The organism is Helicobacter pylori (genome assembly GCF_001653475.1).
In the GTDB taxonomy this organism is placed as follows: domain Bacteria; phylum Campylobacterota; class Campylobacteria; order Campylobacterales; family Helicobacteraceae; genus Helicobacter; species Helicobacter pylori_CM.
In genome coordinates, this window is sequence record NZ_CP011487.1 from 814504 (window position 1) to 830298 (window position 15795).

A 15795-nucleotide genomic window follows, 5' to 3' on the forward strand; every position below is an offset into this window, starting at 1 on the left:
TTCTACTCAGCCACCACATCAATTTTAAACACGCCCACAACCCCAGATCCAAGCTTGACTTCAATCTCATAAATCCCTGTGCTTTTAATCGGATGTTTGAGTTCAATGTCTTTTTTATCTAAATCCAAACTCGCATGCTGTTCTTTCAAACGCTCCGTGATCTCTTCTTTAGTGATCGCTCCAAATAAAGAGCCATTCGCGCCGACTTTTTTATGGATAGTCAGCGTGATGGTTTGTAAGGTTTCTACCATTTGCAATTTTTGTGCCTTTTCTAGGGCTTCTTTTTCAGCTTTCTTTTTAACTTCGGCTTTGTATTTGTTGATCACTTCGTTAGTGGCGAGTTTGGCTTTTTTGTTAGCGATTAAAAAGTTATTCCCATAGCCATCTTTAACCTCACACACTTCACCCGCTTTGCCTAAATTTTTCACATCTTCTAATAATAGAACCTTCATTATATCCCCTTTAAGTTTTAAGTAATTTGTAATTATACTCTTTATTTTAATAAGTTGGGTTTTTATTGCTTGTTCCTACCATCCGTCTGTTTTTCTAAAACCTGTTTGATCAACCCCAAACAATAAGAGATATTCTCTTTTGTTTCTAGCTTGACTTCTATATCCCCATTCCCCAAATGACCTATATTGGTCATATCTCTTGCCAGATTTTTTTCGTCTTGTAGTTCATGGAATGGCATACGCAAATACAATTTTAATCCATTTTTTAGCGGAACAATATCCACAAAATTAGTTTTAAACTTATAAGAGATATAATGTTTATTACGATCTTGGGTTATCCTTTTATTATCGGCGATTCTTTCATCAAGAGCTTCAATCTCTTCGCTTAAAATATCAAATAATTCCCTTGAATGCAGACTAAAATTATAATGGCTTAAATCATAATCCTTATTTTTTCTATTTTTTCTTTTTCCTTTCTGTTTATACTCCTCTAATGTTTCAGGGTCTAGCTTGGGGCTTTCCCAGATCTTTAGAGCGCGAGTTGCCAAATCTTTGGTTCTGTTTAAAATTTCTTCTTCGCCAAAAGATTCCAAATCTTTTAAACCTTGATTGAGCCTCAACGGGCTATCTTTGAAGCCTCCTTTCCTGCCTCTTTTTTCTTTGAAAGATCTGTTGCTGTATTCAGAATTATAACCGGTTAGAGTGAGATTCCCTATGGTGTGGAGATGTTGAGTGTGTATCCTTTTATGATCTTGTCCCAAATCCTTTTCCCAATCATCGTTGAGTTCTTGAGGCATTATATGTTCTATACTACATTCTTTAGTATTGACCGGCTCTTTTGTGTCAAAATGTTCTAGTCTTTCAAGAAAGTATCTATTTTTTTGAAAATTATAAAAATCCTTCCGCATCAATTCTTCTTTAAACTCGTCATCGTTTGGAAATCTTTGATTTTTTGTTAGCGACCCAAACTTTTTCTCTATACTTTCAAGATATTGATTTTTATTGATATTTTTTGTAAAAATGGGAAAGATTTTATTGAGACCATTTGTGCCAAACCCACACACCGCCCTTCTGCAAATATAGCTCTCTGTTAAAGCGATAATAGGGATAAAATCCTGCTTTAATAAAACGCCATCGCTATAATCGCTATAAAGCTCTAAGAGTAGCGGATACACCACATCCATCTCCAAATCCACCAAAAAACCTAAAGCCTTGTTTAAATCTTTATCATCGGCTTCTTTTTTAGATACGATCCGGCGAAAATACCCGCAATATTTTTGTAAATCTTGGAGCAATACCTCTATTTCTATCCCCCTTTCTTGTTGGTAACGCTTGAAAGCTTCATAAACTTTATTGATATTGGGGATTTCTCTTGTTTTGATCGTGAGATAATGCCGGACAAACCTATTAAATTGAGTCTCTCTGGTCTCTTGTTCAAATCCCTCCTCCATAGCTCTCCAATACTTCTCATAAAAAATCTTTTGTTCTTGGGGTTCTAATCCCATTAGAATGTAATTTCTGATCAGATCTGTTTGCGTGAGATCCTTGCCCGTTGAGTTCATGCTCTCAAAGATAAGCTGAGGGTTGTCCTTGCCTTTCTCTAAAGAAATTTCAACCACCATGAGTTTTTCTAATCCTTTAAAAATCGTTTCTAGTTTGCCGGTGTTTTTACTGATCCATTTTTTAAACAACCCAAAATTCTCCTCTATCCTCAACGAGAGTTCTTTTGGTTTTTTTCTGTCTTTATCAATCAGAGAGAGCAAGGTGTCTCTATCGGGCTCTGAGAGGAAGAGTTTGAATTTCTTATCGCCTTCCTCATCGCTGTTAATGAGATAGCGATTCTGGATTTTTTTGTGCGAAAATTTTTCTAAAAATTCATCTTTATCGTTTAAATGATCCCTCAAAGCGATGAGCAAAAGCGTGATGGTGGTGAGTCTTTGTTGGCCGTCAATAATGAGGAGATCGTTGTGGTTAGTGGTGTATATGCCATCATGCACAAACACGATAGAGCCAATAAAATGCCCTTCTATTTTATCGTTTTTACCCGTTTTGACAATATCATCCCATAATTGTTCGCATTGTTCCTTTTTCCAACTATACAACCTCTGATAGATGGGAATGACAAATTATTTTTCTTGACTCTTACCGATAAAATCTAGCAGTTTCATAGCATTTGCCTCCATAGACACTCCTTGATTTAGCGTATTGATTTAGCGGATTTTACCGCATGCATCTTAGTAAAACTTGATGCAGATTTTACTTTTTTTACCCCATTAAATGCTATAATCACCCCATCAATCAAACTCAATTCATAACAATTAAAGGTGGTTAATGATAACAAGAACTCAAAATAGTGAAAGCAAGATCAAAGAATTTTTTGAATTTTGTAAAGAAAATGAAGTGGAATTTGTGGATTTTAGATTCAGCGATATTAAAGGCACTTGGAATCATATCGCTTATTCTTTTGGGGCTTTAACGCATGGCATGTTTAAAGAGGGGATTCCTTTTGATGCGAGTTCTTTTAAAGGCTGGCAAGGCATTGAACACTCCGATATGATTTTAACCCCCGATTTAGTGCGTTATTTCATTGACCCTTTTAGTGCGGATGTGAGCGTGGTCGTGTTTTGCGATGTGTATGATGTGTATAAAAACCAGCCTTATGAGAAATGCCCCAGAAGTATCGCCAAAAAAGCCTTACAGCATTTAAAAGATTCAGGTTTGGGTGATGTGGCTTATTTTGGTGCGGAGAATGAATTTTTTATCTTTGATTCCATTAAGATTAAAGACGCTTCCAATTCCCAATACTATGAAGTGGATAGCGAAGAGGGCGAATGGAATAGGGATAGAAGTTTTGAAAACGGCGTGAATTTTGGGCATAGACCGGGCAAGCAAGGAGGTTATATACCTGTGCCGCCAACGGATACGATGATGGATATTCGCACAGAAATTGTGAAAGTTTTAAACCAAGTGGGGTTAGAAACTTTTGTCGTCCATCATGAAGTCGCGCAAGCGCAAGGTGAAGTGGGCGTGAAATTTGGGGATTTAGTGGAAGCCGCTGACAATGTCCAAAAACTCAAATATGTGGTTAAAATGGTCGCTCATTTAAACGGGAAAACCGCTACTTTCATGCCAAAACCTTTATATGGGGATAATGGGAGCGGGATGCACACCCATGTGAGCGTTTGGAAAAACAACGAAAACCTTTTTAGCGGCGAAACTTATAAGGGCTTGAGCGGATTTGCGTTGCATTTTTTAGGGGGCGTGTTGCGCCACGCTAGAGGGTTAGCCGCTTTCACTAACGCTTCCACTAATTCTTACAAACGCCTAATTCCAGGCTATGAAGCCCCATCTATTTTAACCTATTCGGCTAATAACAGGAGCGCGAGCGTGCGTATCCCTTATGGGATTTCTAAAAACAGTGCGAGGTTTGAATTCAGATTCCCCGACAGCTCATCAAACCCCTACTTGGCTTTTGCGGCGATTTTAATGGCGGGTATGGATGGCGTTAAAAACAAAATGGATCCCGGCGAAGCGATGGATATTAATCTTTTCAAATTGACTTTAGATGAAATCAGAGAAAAGGGTATCAAACAAATGCCCCACACTTTAAGGAGATCGTTAGAAGAAATGCTAGCCGATAAGCAATATTTAAAAGAGAATCAGGTCTTTAGCGAAGAATTTATTCAAGCCTATCAGTCTCTTAAATTCAACGCTGAAGTGTTCCCATGGGAGAGCAAACCCCATCCTTTTGAATTTATAACCACTTATTCATGCTAAAACAGTGAGCGGATCAATAATCCCATTTTAAAAATTCAGAATAAGGCAAAAATGCCTTGTTCTTAAAAAAGTGGTTTTTAACTTTATTTTTATGTAAAACCCATTTTTTAAGGGGGTAGAGAGCGTTTGAAATAACCCCCCTAAACCCAATGTCGGTTTAGTCAGTGTGGTAAGGGTTGGCAAAGTCTTTGGGCGTGTAGCACACTTCTTTCTCTATAACAGCGTCCTTAATATAAGCAACATGCAAAGCGTCAAAATAAGTCTCAACGCTAGCGCAACCGCCGAGTAAAGACGCTCCAATGAACACGCTATTCCTAATGGTTTTCATTTTATATCCTTTTATTCCAAGATTTTTTAATAACTCAAATACTTTAATTGTGCGTTTATGGTAGTTAAGATTTATTATTAAACAAAAAGTAAATGAAACTCAAAACAATCACAATAACGCTCTAAATCCAAACCAGGAACGCTACCCTTTGTAATCCTTGATAATTTTTGCTATAATAAAACCCTAGCTAAAATTTCTCATTTTATTTTAGTTAGACTCCTTGAAATAAAATTATAGTAGGGCTTACCACACTAGCCTTGTGTTACTAACCGCACAAGGCAAGATCAATCCTTACCAAATAAACTCTTCCAATACAGCTTAATCATCAGAAATATCCCTTATAGTATAGTAAAAGCCTTAAGAATAAAAACATTCAACCAAATATCTCGTTGATTTCATATTTTTTAGCGGCTTTATCTTTAAGCCATAGAGCCACTTCTAAAGCCCCTTTAGCAAAAATAGATCGGTTAGTCGCCGTATGGCTAAGCTCTATGTATTCGCCCTCTAAATAAAACCCTATCGTGTGCTTCCCGGCAACATCGCCCCCCCTTAAAGCGGCTATGCCAATGCTTTCTTTAGAGCGCAAACCTTCTCTGTGAGTGGTAAGGGCGCTTTTTTCATCATACCCCCTAGCCTTAGCGCAAGTTTCATACAAACTCAATGCAGTGCCGCTCGGGGCGTCTTTTTTGAGATTGTGGTGCGTTTCTACAATTTCAATATCCGCATCTTTTAATTTCAAAGAAGCTAAAAAGGCTAATTGATTGAGCATCATAATCCCTAAAGACATGTTGTGTGCATGCAAAAGCGGTGCATTTAAGGCTAATTGTTGCATTTTTTCTAGCGTTTCTTTTTCTAAACCGGTCGTGCCAGAAACTAAAATTTTAGGGCATTCTAAAAGAGCCTCTAGCAAATTATCCACGCCTTTAGGTAAAGAAAAATCAATCACGCATTCGCAAGATCTCACAAACGCTTTTAAGTCATTGGTTACTAAAGGGGCGTGCGAAAAAGAGCTGAAATCTGTTTCGCATTTTTGCCTGACAAACACGCTAGATAGCTCTAATCCCTTATACCCCCCTTTTAATTCCTCTAAAAGTAATTTCCCTATACGACCACTCGCTCCATAAACACCGATTTTCATGCACTTTCCTTGCTTTTAAATCTTACAACCCCATTTTAAAAGGGTTTAAAATATTATTAGGATCAAGGGCTTTTTTAATATTCCTAAAAAGCTCCATTTCACTATGATTAAACGCTAAAGGCATGAATTTGGCTTTAGACAAGCCTATGCCATGCTCCCCGCTTAAAGTCCCCTCCAAACTAATAGCAACCTGAAAAATTTCTTCCATAGCCATATGCCCTTTTTCTAAATCCCTTTTAGGATCTTCTAGCATGATATTCACATGCACATTACCATCGCCCGTATGCCCAAAGCAAGGGATTTTAAAGCCGTATTTTTGGCTTATTTTGGCTACTTCTTGCAATAAATGCGGCAAACTCGCCCTAGGAACGGTTACATCTTCATTCAATTTCTTTTTACCATAAACGCTAATACTTTGAGAAGCATTACGCCTTGAAAACCATAAATCCTGCTCTTCTTGTTCGTTTTGAGCGATCTTAAAACCAACGCAACCATTGGCTTTAAAATGCTTTTCTATCTCATTGAGTTGCCATGCAATCTGCTCTTTTACCACGCCATCCACTTGAGTGATGAGTATCGCTCCAGCGTCTTTGGGTAAGCCTTTAGAAAATTGTTCTTCAACCGCTTTGATACTCAAATTATCCAAAAATTCCATCGCCACAGGCGTAACACCGCTGCTCATTGTCTTATAAACGGCGTTCATGGCGTCTTCAATACAATTAAAAACCCCCATCGCGCTTTGTTTTAGGGGCGGTTTGGCTAAAAGCTTTAAAGTGATTTCAGAAATCACGCCCAAACACCCCTCACTAGCGATCATCAGCCCTGCAACATTAAAACCTGCGACATCTTTGATCGTTTTTTTGCCTGCCCTTATGATTTCACCATCCGCTAAAACCACCCTTAAAGCCATGACATAATCTTTAGTGATGCCGTATTTAGCCGCACGCATGCCACCGGCATTTTCAGCGACATTCCCCCCTAAAGTGCTTTGATTTTCACTCGCTGGATCTGGAGGGTAGAATAAATTCAATTTTTCCACTTCGTTTTGGAAATGCTTGTTAATCACGCCCGGTTCTACTCTAGCGATTAAATTTTTAGTATCAATCTCTAAAATCTTATCCAAATGTTTTTCTACGCTTAAAATCAGCCCTCCGCTCACGCTCAACGCCCCCCCTGTAAAACCGCTCCCAGCCCCCCTAGGCACAACGATAAGGCGATGCTCGTTGCAATATCTTAAAATCTGGCTGATTTCTTGCTCGTTTTTAGGGAAAATCACACCGCTAGGCAAATGCCTTTCTTTGGTAGCGTCATAGCAATAAGCGTTCAAATGCGCTAAATCAGTGAAAAAATCCTCTCCCCCTACTAGGTTTTTAAAATACTGGATGTGCTGTTTCTCTAACATGGGCCTACTTCTTATTCATTTCTAAAGCTTTTTTTCTTTCTTCAAGCTCTTTTTCATCTCTTTCTTGTTGCTCTTTGGCTCTTTGTTCAAATTCTCTCGCTCTTTGTGTAGCTTTGGCTTTTTTCTTTTCTTCTTTCAAGCGGCGTTTTTCTTCTTTAGAATTTGGTTTATTCTCTTCTTTAGAAGCCTTGTTCTCTTTAGGAGCGTTTTTGTTTTCGCCTTGTTGGGTGGCGTTATTTTCATTACCTGGCTCTTTAATGGCTTCTTGCTTGATTTCTTGCTCATTTTCTTTAGGTTGGACTCTTTCTTCTTTATCGCCTTTATCCATTTCTAAAGCTTTTCTTCTTTCTTCAGTCTCTTTTTCGTCTCTTTCATCATGCTCTTTTTCTCTTTCTTCAAATTCCATAGCCTTTTTGGTGGCTTTGGCTTTTTTCCTTTCATCTCTTAAACGACGCCTTTCTTCTTTAACATCAAGTTTGTGCTCTGCTTTTTGGTAGTTTTTCTCTTCTAAAGTAGGAGCATTTTCTGTGCCTTGATTGGCTTTTTTAGGCTCTTTAATGGTTTCTTGCTTGATTTCTCGTTTAATTTCTCTAGCATCAATCCTTCCTTCTTGCTTTTTAATCCTTACTTCTTTGCGTTTTTCTTTTTTCACTAAAGCGTCATAGTAAGCGAAGTAATTTTTAGATTGATTGCCTGAAAAAAGTTTCCCTAGCGTGCCTGTATCAATGCCCTCAACCCTAGAAAAAAACGGCGTAGAAGTTTTAGTCACACCGCTTGTATCCAACTCTCTTTTTTCTAAAATTTCAAAACTCTCACAACTTAAAATATTGAGCGTGTTCGTGGTTACAATATAAATCACCCCCACGCTATAAACATTGCACGCTTTTCTTAAATTAGCGATTTTTGGGTCAAACCCGTTCAAAAAAGTCACCAACAAATCAGAACTAATAAAATTAATATCGGTGTTAGTCGCTCTGATTTGCTCATAGATTTCATCATTAGGAGCGATTAAAAACGCTTGGTTGTTAAATTGCCTAAAATAAACTAAATCACCCTTTCTAGCGACCATTCTTGGAGTGGGTAAATGGGTTTGTTTCATAGACTCAAACGCTCTGAATTTAGCCGTTGCGACGCCATTTTCAACGGCAATAATGACCACTTCAGAATTAACGATTTCATAATCTGAAAGTTTAGTAACGACAAAACCAAACTCCCCCACTTGCAAATCATGAGCAGGAAAACGAATGATTTTTTTAGGCAAATCCACAAATTCTATACTCACTCTTAAGGGTTCTTGCCAAGAGGCTGATTGCAAGCTTATAAAACTCATTAAAAAAAGTCCTATCAAAAGCCTTAACATACAATTCCTTTTAAACATTTTTAAACTTTTTTAAATGCCATAAAATGGCTAAAGACAATCCGGTGGTTTTAGCGTATTGAAAATCCATTATAAAATCAAGAGCTTTTGATCGCTCTAAAAACAGCACTTCAATCTTTTCTGTATCAATCCCCCCACCCTTTGAAACTTTCAAACTCTCATGCACTTCAGCGTAATAGAGCGTTTGCAAACTCCCGCTCAAGCCGGTCGCGCTATAAAATTGGCCTATTGTTTCTAAATTTTTAGGGCTGATCTGATAACCGCATTCTTCTAACGCTTCTTCGCAAGCGATTTCTTCTAAACTCTTATCAGCTTTATCCACAAGCCCTGCACACAATTCATAAGTGTATCCGTCAATATTTTGATCTTGATCGCGCTTAAAATGAAAACGGCGCGCATAAATGGCTGGGCGGAATTGTTTCACAATCACAAAACAATCGGATTTTTTTTCATAGAGTAAAACCGCCACGCTGTCTAAAGACTTGATAATATCCCATGTTTTCTTAGTATTCTCTTCATTATAATGCATGCGTTTTAATTCTATGAAATTAGAGCTAGAACAAGGCTCTAAATACACACTAGAATCATCTATTAAAGATTTTTGATTGAAAGCGTTCTTAAAATAAGACATTAAAAACCCTCTAAAAGATAAAATGGATTTTTTTCAAAGGAATGGGTTTTCAAAAGTTCTTCCAATTTTTGCTTAGAATGCTGAGCTTTTTCTAAAAAAACCTCTTTTTGTTTGCCGTGTAATTTGCTTTTAGCGGTGCGGATATAGCCTAAAGGATTAATGGGGCGGGAGTTTTTATACACGCCAAAATGCAAATGCGGCCCGGTGCTTAAACCGGTGCTTCCCACTCTTCCTATGATTTGCCCTTTTTTAACGAATGATCCTTTTTTCAACCCCTTAGCAAACGCGCTCATGTGAGCATACACCAAGCGCAATTCATTCAAATGGATTTCAACCACATTCCCATACCCCACCTTAACCCCCATAAAACCCACACGACCATCTGAAGCAGAATGAATCAAACTGCCATGTTTAGCCGCATAATCCACGCCGTAATGAGGCCGTCTGACTTTTAAAACAGGGTGAAACCTCCCATAAGAAAAAGGCGAAGAAATGCGGGTGTATTTCACCGGAGTTTCTAGTAAAAACCCTGCCACTTCTTGCGCTTTTGAGTCGTAATAACGCCCGTTTGAATGGGAAAAAAGATAGTATTGGTTAGAGCGAGAGCTGATCATGGCTATTTTAATGGTCGGCTGGCCAAACGCTTGCCCCACACGATAATCTCTTGTATAGACGATAGCGATTTTATCGTTTTTTACTAGGCGTTTAAAAGGCACGCTTTTTTTATATGCGTTCATCAATTGGTTGGCTAAAAGGGGGTCATTGGTGGCTTTGACAATATCTTGATAGGGCGAAGTTTGTAAAGAAAGAAGGAGGGTTTTTTCTTTACGAGTGAAGATAATGGGGATAAAGTCTAAAAAATAATCCTCTCCTTTTTTGTAAATATGGATTTGTAAATCTTGGCTTATAGGGATAAGGGCTTGAATGAGCGTATTGTTAGCGTCTCTTAAGGTGTAGTAGGTAACATTGCTTTGAATTTCAGCGCTCAATTCTTTATCTTGAGAACTCAGGTTGTAGTAGAGTTTTTGAGAGATATAGTTTTTTTCTAAAAACCCTAACAGTGTGAGCTTATCCCACACAAGCCTTTCACCCACCAATAAAGTTTGCTTTTTAGCCATTTCATCGGATTTTAAAAACACCCCATGGGACAAAAAAGCAACCATTAAAAAATAAATAAAATTTAAAATAACTTTCTTATGAAAAAATACCATGCAGTTGTTTAATGCCTTCAATTGAATCTGTATTTTACTAGTATAACATAAGCCATTAAAGAAAAACGATACAAGTTTAAAGCCTAGCCTTGTTTTTATAGCTTGATGGAGTGCACTTTATTGGTGCATGGTCGTTTCTCATCAATGGTTTTATCTCGCCTAGCCCCTTATAGCGCTGGATATTCCCTTTTCAATCAATCCGTTATCAGTTAATTTTGAAGTATTTTTTCTAAAATCTTTAACACATCGTTATGGTGCGCTTGGCTTAAAAGTCCAAAAATTTTAAGCGTTTCTAAAAACATGAGAGCGTTGGTTTTATGGATAATCAAAAGAGCATGTTCTTTGAGTGCAGCCGTTCTGTTTAATAAGGGGGTAGCGGTTTTTAACTCCAAAACAGAAAAGCAAAAATACAGCATGGCTTGGGTTTTAGAGCCATATTGTTGTTCTCTAATAACCATTTCGCTCAACTGATTATCGTTAAAAGAATGAATGAGTAAAGGATAAGAAATATGTGAAAATTTAAAATCCATGCCGCCAAATTGATGCGATCTAAATCTTTCTCTTGTAATCATAAAATTATCTTCTATAAATTGTTTTTGTTTTTCTAAATATTTTAAAGTATTTTCTAAATTTTCTAAACTGATTAAACCTAATTGCTTAGCGTAATAAATTATTTCGCTTAATTCATAAAGAGTTTTTACCTTATTATTAGCCCCTAAAAAATGATATTTTTCATCTTTTAAAGTAGTGAGTTCAAATTTTTCTTTATCTTTAATGGGAACATCATAACCGATTTGCCACTCTACATAATGTTTTAAACTGAGAGGGATTTTTCTGGTCGCTGTTGAAATATCATAGTCGCTAAAGGCATTTCTGATTTTCACACGCACTTTGCCTGAAATTGAAGTTAAAGGAATAGAAACCTCAATCACTTTTTTATCACCACTAACTTTAATCAAACTCACAAGGGTGTCCTTGAAACAATTTTTTAAAATATTCTAAACGCACTCTTTTATCTTTTAAAAAAGCGTCTTTAATTTCTAAAAAAGCAAAACGATCAATGATAATATCCAAATTACCAAAATAATAAGGGATTTTAGGAGCGATTTCCTTAAAATAATGGATGTATTGGTAATAAATCAATTTATCTTGACTGATTCGCACCGCATTTTCGCTTGGCTCGTTTAAAAAAGTTTTGTTGCGTTTAAGAGCGTTGATGTCTCGCATGGGGAAAAAATAGCCCACGCATGCGCTGACTTTTTGAGCGTTAGGGTATTTATCCACATAATTGGCCATATAGTCAAAATCGTTTAAGCATAGAGTCGTATCGCAATCAGTTGGAAAAATAAAACGCCTAATATCTGCATAGTCCATTCGCCCTCGCTCATATAAAGCTATCACAATAGGAAATTCGTTACTTTTAGTGAAAGATTTAGAAGAAACAACAAAAGCGTCTAAAAGCCTGTAATTATCCTTAAATAGCTTTAATTGCTTAAAATTAGCTTCTTTGATGAGATAAGATAAAGGGTGTAACACGCAAATAAACGCCGGCTTTAAAATTGCAAAAGATTTTAAAAAACTTATCCCCAAATCTCGGGATTTCAAATGATGATCTATCTCAAAATGAAAGTCTTTATCTTTTAATTTTTGTTTAGCAAAAGAAGTTCTATCATTATAGGGGGGATTTCCCACGATGATTAAAGGCTCATCTTGGCTAATACCATAATTTTTCCTTTTAGGATCGGCTAAAGCGTTTATTATTAAAGAATCACACTTAGAGTCAATATCCGCTCCTATTTTTTTAGGGTGGTGGAGCTTTAAAAACTCTTTATTACCACATGCAGTGTCTAAAAGCGTGTATTTTTCAATATCAACATGCTTTTTTAAAAGCTTGTAAGCACAATCCACTAAATAAGGGGGCGTGTAGTAAGCCCCTAAATTCACGCTTTCTCGCTTATTTAAATGTTTAGGGGTTCTAATATCAAACCCTTATACATCTAGCTGCTTCACATCTTTAGCATGCGCTTGGATAAAGGCTCTTCTAGGCTCTACTTCATCGCCCATGCAAAGCGAAAACACTGCATCGGTTTTTTCTGAATCTTCAATTTTGAGTTTGATTAAGCTGCGGTTTTCTTTATGCATGGTCGTTTCCCACAAATCATTAGGGTTCATCTCGCCTAGCCCCTTATAGCGCTGGATATTAGCTCCCTTTTTAGCGTGATTTTCCACTTCTTCTAAAAACGCCAAAATATCCTTATTTTCTAAGAAATCTAAATTATACTCCATAAGCTTTTGGTAAGTGTAATGCGCTTCTTCAAACAACACTTCCTTAAAGAGATTGTCATCCAGGTTAAATTCCACCAAGCCTTTAGGGGTTTGCGCATGCAAATGCAAGCTTTCTTCAGTCGCAAAAGAGCGTAAGATCTGATAATTCAAGCCCTCTAATTTTTCTAAAATGCTTTTTTCTAAAATTTTCATATCAAAGCTTAAAGCGTCCTTATTTTCAATCAAAAAGCGTAAAATTTCTAGCAAATTGAAGCGTTTTTCTAATTCCAAAAGCGTGTAGCGGTAATGGCACACCACTTTTAACAAACCCATCAAATCGTTCTTGCCAATCCCTTCAATATCCACCGAATTGATGCCATGCTCAATTAAAAAATGATCCAAAGCGACGCTGTCTTTAAGATAGATTTCTGTCTTGCCTTTCTTGTATTTGTAAAGAGGGGCTTGAGCGATATAAACATGCCCTTGTTCAATCAGCGGGCGTAAATAACGATAGAAAAAAGTCATCAGCAAGGTTTGGATATGGCTCCCATCCACATCAGCATCGGTCATGATAATGATTTTATGATAGCGCAATCTTTCTATATCAAAACTCTCTTGAATGCCGCACCCAAAAGCCGTGATCATGTTTTTAATTTCTTCTGATTTTAGGATTTTTGACAAATGGCTTTTTTCCACATTCAAAATCTTACCTTTTAAGGGCAAGATCGCTTGGAAAACCCTATCGCGCCCTTGTTTAGCACTCCCGCCCGCACTATCGCCCTCTACTAAAAAGATTTCACTCTCTAAGGGATCTTTACTCTGGCAATCGGCTAATTTTCCAGGCAAAGTGCCGACACTCAAATTGTCTTTTTTCCTTGTAAGCTCTCTGGCTTTCTTACTGGCTTCTCTGGCTTTTGCAGCTAAAAGGGCTTTATTGGCAATGATTTTCGCTTCGTTAGGGTTTTCTTCTAAAAATTGATGGATTTTATCATAGACTAATTTTGAAACTAACGCGCGCACATACGAACTACCGAGTTTGGATTTAGTCTGCCCTTCAAATAAAGGCTCGCTCATTTTCAAACTCACAACCGCGATCAACCCTTCTTTAATGTCTTCAGAGATGGGGCGCGACTCTTTGGTTTTAATGTTATTGTCAATATATTGTAAAATCGCTTTAGACAAGCCCATTTTAAAGCCCGCTTCATGCGTGCCGCCCTCAGAAGTTTTAATGTTATTCACAAAGCTTAAAGTGTTTTCGTTATAATCATCAGCATACGCTAGAGCGACTTCTATAGAAGTGTGCGTTTCTTCATCCATGCTTTTAAACAAAATAATGGGGGTGAGCAATTCTTTTTTAGCACTGTCTTTAACGAATTGTTTCAAGCCGTCTTCATAGAAATAAGTCTCTTGCAGTTGGGTTTTTTCTTCTTTGAAAGAAATTTTTAAGCCGTCGTTAAGATACGCCATTTCTTTGAAGCGTTTTTGCAAAATACCCGCTTGAAATTCAACGACTTCCATCACGCTTTCATCAGGGAAAAATTCAATAGTCGTGCCGCTTTCTTTAGCGCTTTTGGTTTTGCCAATGATTTCAAGATCGCTAACAGGGACACCCTTTTCAAACTCTTGGCGATAGATTTGACCCTCTTTTTTAATAGTCATAACCAAGCGTTTGCTTAAAGCGTTCACGACCGAAACACCCACGCCATGCAAACCGCCTGAAACCTTATAAGTATCATTATCAAACTTGCCCCCCGCATGCAAAATCGTTAAAACCACGGTGCAAGCGGGGATTTTTTCCGTGGGGTGAATATCTACAGGAATGCCTCGCCCGTTATCTTCTACAATGCACGAACCCTCATCAGTCAAAGTGATATTAATCGTATCGCAAAAACCCGCCATGCTCTCATCTACAGCGTTATCCACGACTTCATACACCATGTGGTGCAACCCACCCACATTGGTATCGCCAATATACATTCCAGGGCGTTTCCTAACTCCCTCTAAGCCTTTTAAAACCTTAATACTATGGCTCTGGTAATTTTGCATTCAAATCAGCCTTTATAGTGTGATTGGCATCATCAAAGTGGAAATTTTAGCGTTCAAGTGGCTTTGCTTTTCGTCAAGAGACTCTTGGATCAAAAAAGGCGAAGAAGGCTCATTGCATTTTAAAACAAATTGCGTTGTCCCTAAAGCGTTTAAAGCTTCAAGGAAAAATTTAGCGTTCACGCCCAAATGAAAGGCTTTTTCAATATCCAAACCTTTTTCAATCTCAACAGAGGTTTTAGCCGTTTCGCTATGCTCAGAATCCAAAGATTCAAACAAAGCGTTGTTTTTTTCTAAAGTGAGTTTAATAGTGGAGCTTAAAGAACTGCACAATTTAATGCTCTCTTTAAATTCTTCCTTGTCTAAAGTGAAAGAAGAAAGGTATTCTTTAGGGAGGATTTTTTGATAATCAGGGTAATTCCCATCAATGAGCTTGGTGAAAAAAGTGTGCGTTTCGTTTTCAACCACCGCTAACATGCCATCGCTTTTAAAACTGAAATTTTCATAAAAAAGCTTAAGGATTTCTAATAAAGCCCTTTTAGGTAAAATACAAGAGATGTCTTCTTCACTGGAATGGATAGAGACTTTTTCTAACCGAGTGTAAGAGAGCCGTTTGGTATCCGTGCCTACCACTGAAAGGGTTTGATGTTTTTGATTGAATTGCATTAAAATACCGGCTAATTCCCTTTTATGGCTGGTTTGCTCAATCACAGGAGCAATCTTTTTAAACGCGTCTGTTAAAAAGGGGGTATTGACTTCTAAACTCACTTTTGGCTCAATAACAGGAAATTCAGGAAATTCATCAGCGTCAAACATGGGGAGTTTGAAAGAGCTTTTATTTTGTTTGATCACCAAGCTGTCATCTTTAGTCTCTAAAATAATATTAGAGTCTTTTAAACATGAGATAATATCCAAAAACTTTTTCCCATTGATCGTGCCAACGCCCTCTTTATCGGTAGATTGCGTAGAAATATAGCTTTTTAACCCAATATCTGAATCGCTGGCTTTTAAAAAAAGCTTTTCTTTAATGACTTCTAAATGGATGTGTGAAGCGATAGAAGAAGCGTCCTTTTTATCCAAAAAAGCTTGCAAGTAGCGCAAAGTATTTTCTAAATCGTTTTTACTAACACTAATTTTCATAGCTGAATAATCCCCTTGAATTTTTGGTCT

12 protein-coding genes and 1 pseudogene are annotated in these 15795 nt (G+C 37.4%); 1 reads left to right on the plus strand and 12 read right to left on the minus strand.

The annotated features are described in order from the left end of the window. Nucleotides 1–2: 2 nt before the first annotated feature. On the minus strand, nt 3–452 hold the full coding sequence (rplI, locus tag AA974_RS03920; protein ID WP_064433512.1) for a 50S ribosomal protein L9: 450 nt from the start codon (nt 450–452) through the stop codon (nt 3–5). Between the two features lie 62 nt (nt 453–514). After that, a pseudogene (locus tag AA974_RS03925) lies at nt 515–2635 on the minus strand (GmrSD restriction endonuclease domain-containing protein). 148 nt (nt 2636–2783) lie between these two features. On the opposite strand from AA974_RS03925, the gene glnA reads away from it, so the two are divergent. Further along, on the plus strand, nt 2784–4229 hold the full coding sequence (glnA, locus tag AA974_RS03930; protein WP_064433513.1) for a type I glutamate--ammonia ligase: 1446 nt from the start codon (nt 2784–2786) through the stop codon (nt 4227–4229). Nucleotides 4230–4386: 157 nt separating this feature from the next. Here the strand turns inward: glnA and AA974_RS03935 are convergent, their stop codons facing one another. The 10 genes from AA974_RS03935 to dnaN all read right to left on the minus strand — a co-directional run bounded on the left by AA974_RS03935 (nt 4387) and on the right by dnaN (nt 15765). After that, a complete protein-coding gene (locus tag AA974_RS03935) occupies nt 4387–4557 on the minus strand; it encodes a hypothetical protein (protein ID WP_064433514.1) in 171 nt (56 codons plus the stop codon). 373 nt (nt 4558–4930) lie between these two features. Beyond that, complete coding sequence (gene dapB, locus AA974_RS03940) at nt 4931–5695, minus strand: 4-hydroxy-tetrahydrodipicolinate reductase (protein WP_064433515.1); 765 nt, start codon at nt 5693–5695, stop codon at nt 4931–4933. Between the two features lie 22 nt (nt 5696–5717). Next, the gene (gene glcD / locus AA974_RS03945) at nt 5718–7097 is read right to left on the minus strand and encodes a glycolate oxidase subunit GlcD (RefSeq protein WP_064433516.1); all 1380 of its coding nucleotides are present in this window, start codon (nt 7095–7097) and stop codon (nt 5718–5720) included. Between the two features lie 4 nt (nt 7098–7101). Beyond that, nucleotides 7102–8457, minus strand: coding sequence for a plasminogen-binding protein PgbA (gene pgbA / locus AA974_RS03950; protein ID WP_064433517.1), 1356 nt, complete (start codon nt 8455–8457; stop codon nt 7102–7104). A 10-nt stretch (nt 8458–8467) separates the two neighbouring features. Then, nucleotides 8468–9106, minus strand: coding sequence for an NUDIX hydrolase (locus AA974_RS03955; protein WP_064433518.1), 639 nt, complete (start codon nt 9104–9106; stop codon nt 8468–8470). Next, complete coding sequence (gene csd3, locus AA974_RS03960; protein ID WP_064433519.1) at nt 9106–10317, minus strand: peptidoglycan DD-metalloendopeptidase Csd3; 1212 nt, start codon at nt 10315–10317, stop codon at nt 9106–9108. Before csd3 ends, AA974_RS03955 begins: the two co-directional genes overlap by 1 nt. Before the next feature lie 209 nt (nt 10318–10526). After that, nucleotides 10527–11282, minus strand: a complete 756-nt coding sequence (locus tag AA974_RS03965; protein WP_064433520.1) for a R.Pab1 family restriction endonuclease — start codon at nt 11280–11282, stop codon at nt 10527–10529. Further along, entirely contained in the window at nt 11269–12261 is a 993-nt protein-coding gene (locus AA974_RS03970) for a hypothetical protein (RefSeq protein WP_064433521.1), read from the minus strand. Before AA974_RS03970 ends, AA974_RS03965 begins: the two co-directional genes overlap by 14 nt. 45 nt (nt 12262–12306) lie before the next feature. After that, nucleotides 12307–14628, minus strand: a complete 2322-nt coding sequence (gene gyrB, locus AA974_RS03975; protein WP_064433522.1) for a DNA topoisomerase (ATP-hydrolyzing) subunit B — start codon at nt 14626–14628, stop codon at nt 12307–12309. Between the two features lie 12 nt (nt 14629–14640). After that, nucleotides 14641–15765, minus strand: coding sequence for a DNA polymerase III subunit beta (gene dnaN / locus AA974_RS03980; RefSeq protein WP_064433523.1), 1125 nt, complete (start codon nt 15763–15765; stop codon nt 14641–14643). Between the last annotated feature and the right edge of the window lie 30 nt (nt 15766–15795).

Coding starts and splice junctions, on each gene's coding strand:
- dapB (WP_064433515.1), bottom strand. CDS start 5,695: ATGAAAATCGGTGTTTATGGAGCGAGTGGTCGTATAGGGAAATTACTT.
- AA974_RS03935 (WP_064433514.1), bottom strand. CDS start 4,557: ATGAAAACCATTAGGAATAGCGTGTTCATTGGAGCGTCTTTACTCGGC.
- rplI (WP_064433512.1), bottom strand. CDS start 452: ATGAAGGTTCTATTATTAGAAGATGTGAAAAATTTAGGCAAAGCGGGT.
- gyrB (WP_064433522.1), bottom strand. CDS start 14,628: ATGCAAAATTACCAGAGCCATAGTATTAAGGTTTTAAAAGGCTTAGAG.
- AA974_RS03955 (WP_064433518.1), bottom strand. CDS start 9,106: ATGTCTTATTTTAAGAACGCTTTCAATCAAAAATCTTTAATAGATGAT.
- dnaN (WP_064433523.1), bottom strand. CDS start 15,765: ATGAAAATTAGTGTTAGTAAAAACGATTTAGAAAATACTTTGCGCTAC.
- glcD (WP_064433516.1), bottom strand. CDS start 7,097: ATGTTAGAGAAACAGCACATCCAGTATTTTAAAAACCTAGTAGGGGGA.
- csd3 (WP_064433519.1), bottom strand. CDS start 10,317: ATGGTATTTTTTCATAAGAAAGTTATTTTAAATTTTATTTATTTTTTA.
- pgbA (WP_064433517.1), bottom strand. CDS start 8,457: ATGTTAAGGCTTTTGATAGGACTTTTTTTAATGAGTTTTATAAGCTTG.
- glnA (WP_064433513.1), top strand. CDS start 2,784: ATGATAACAAGAACTCAAAATAGTGAAAGCAAGATCAAAGAATTTTTT.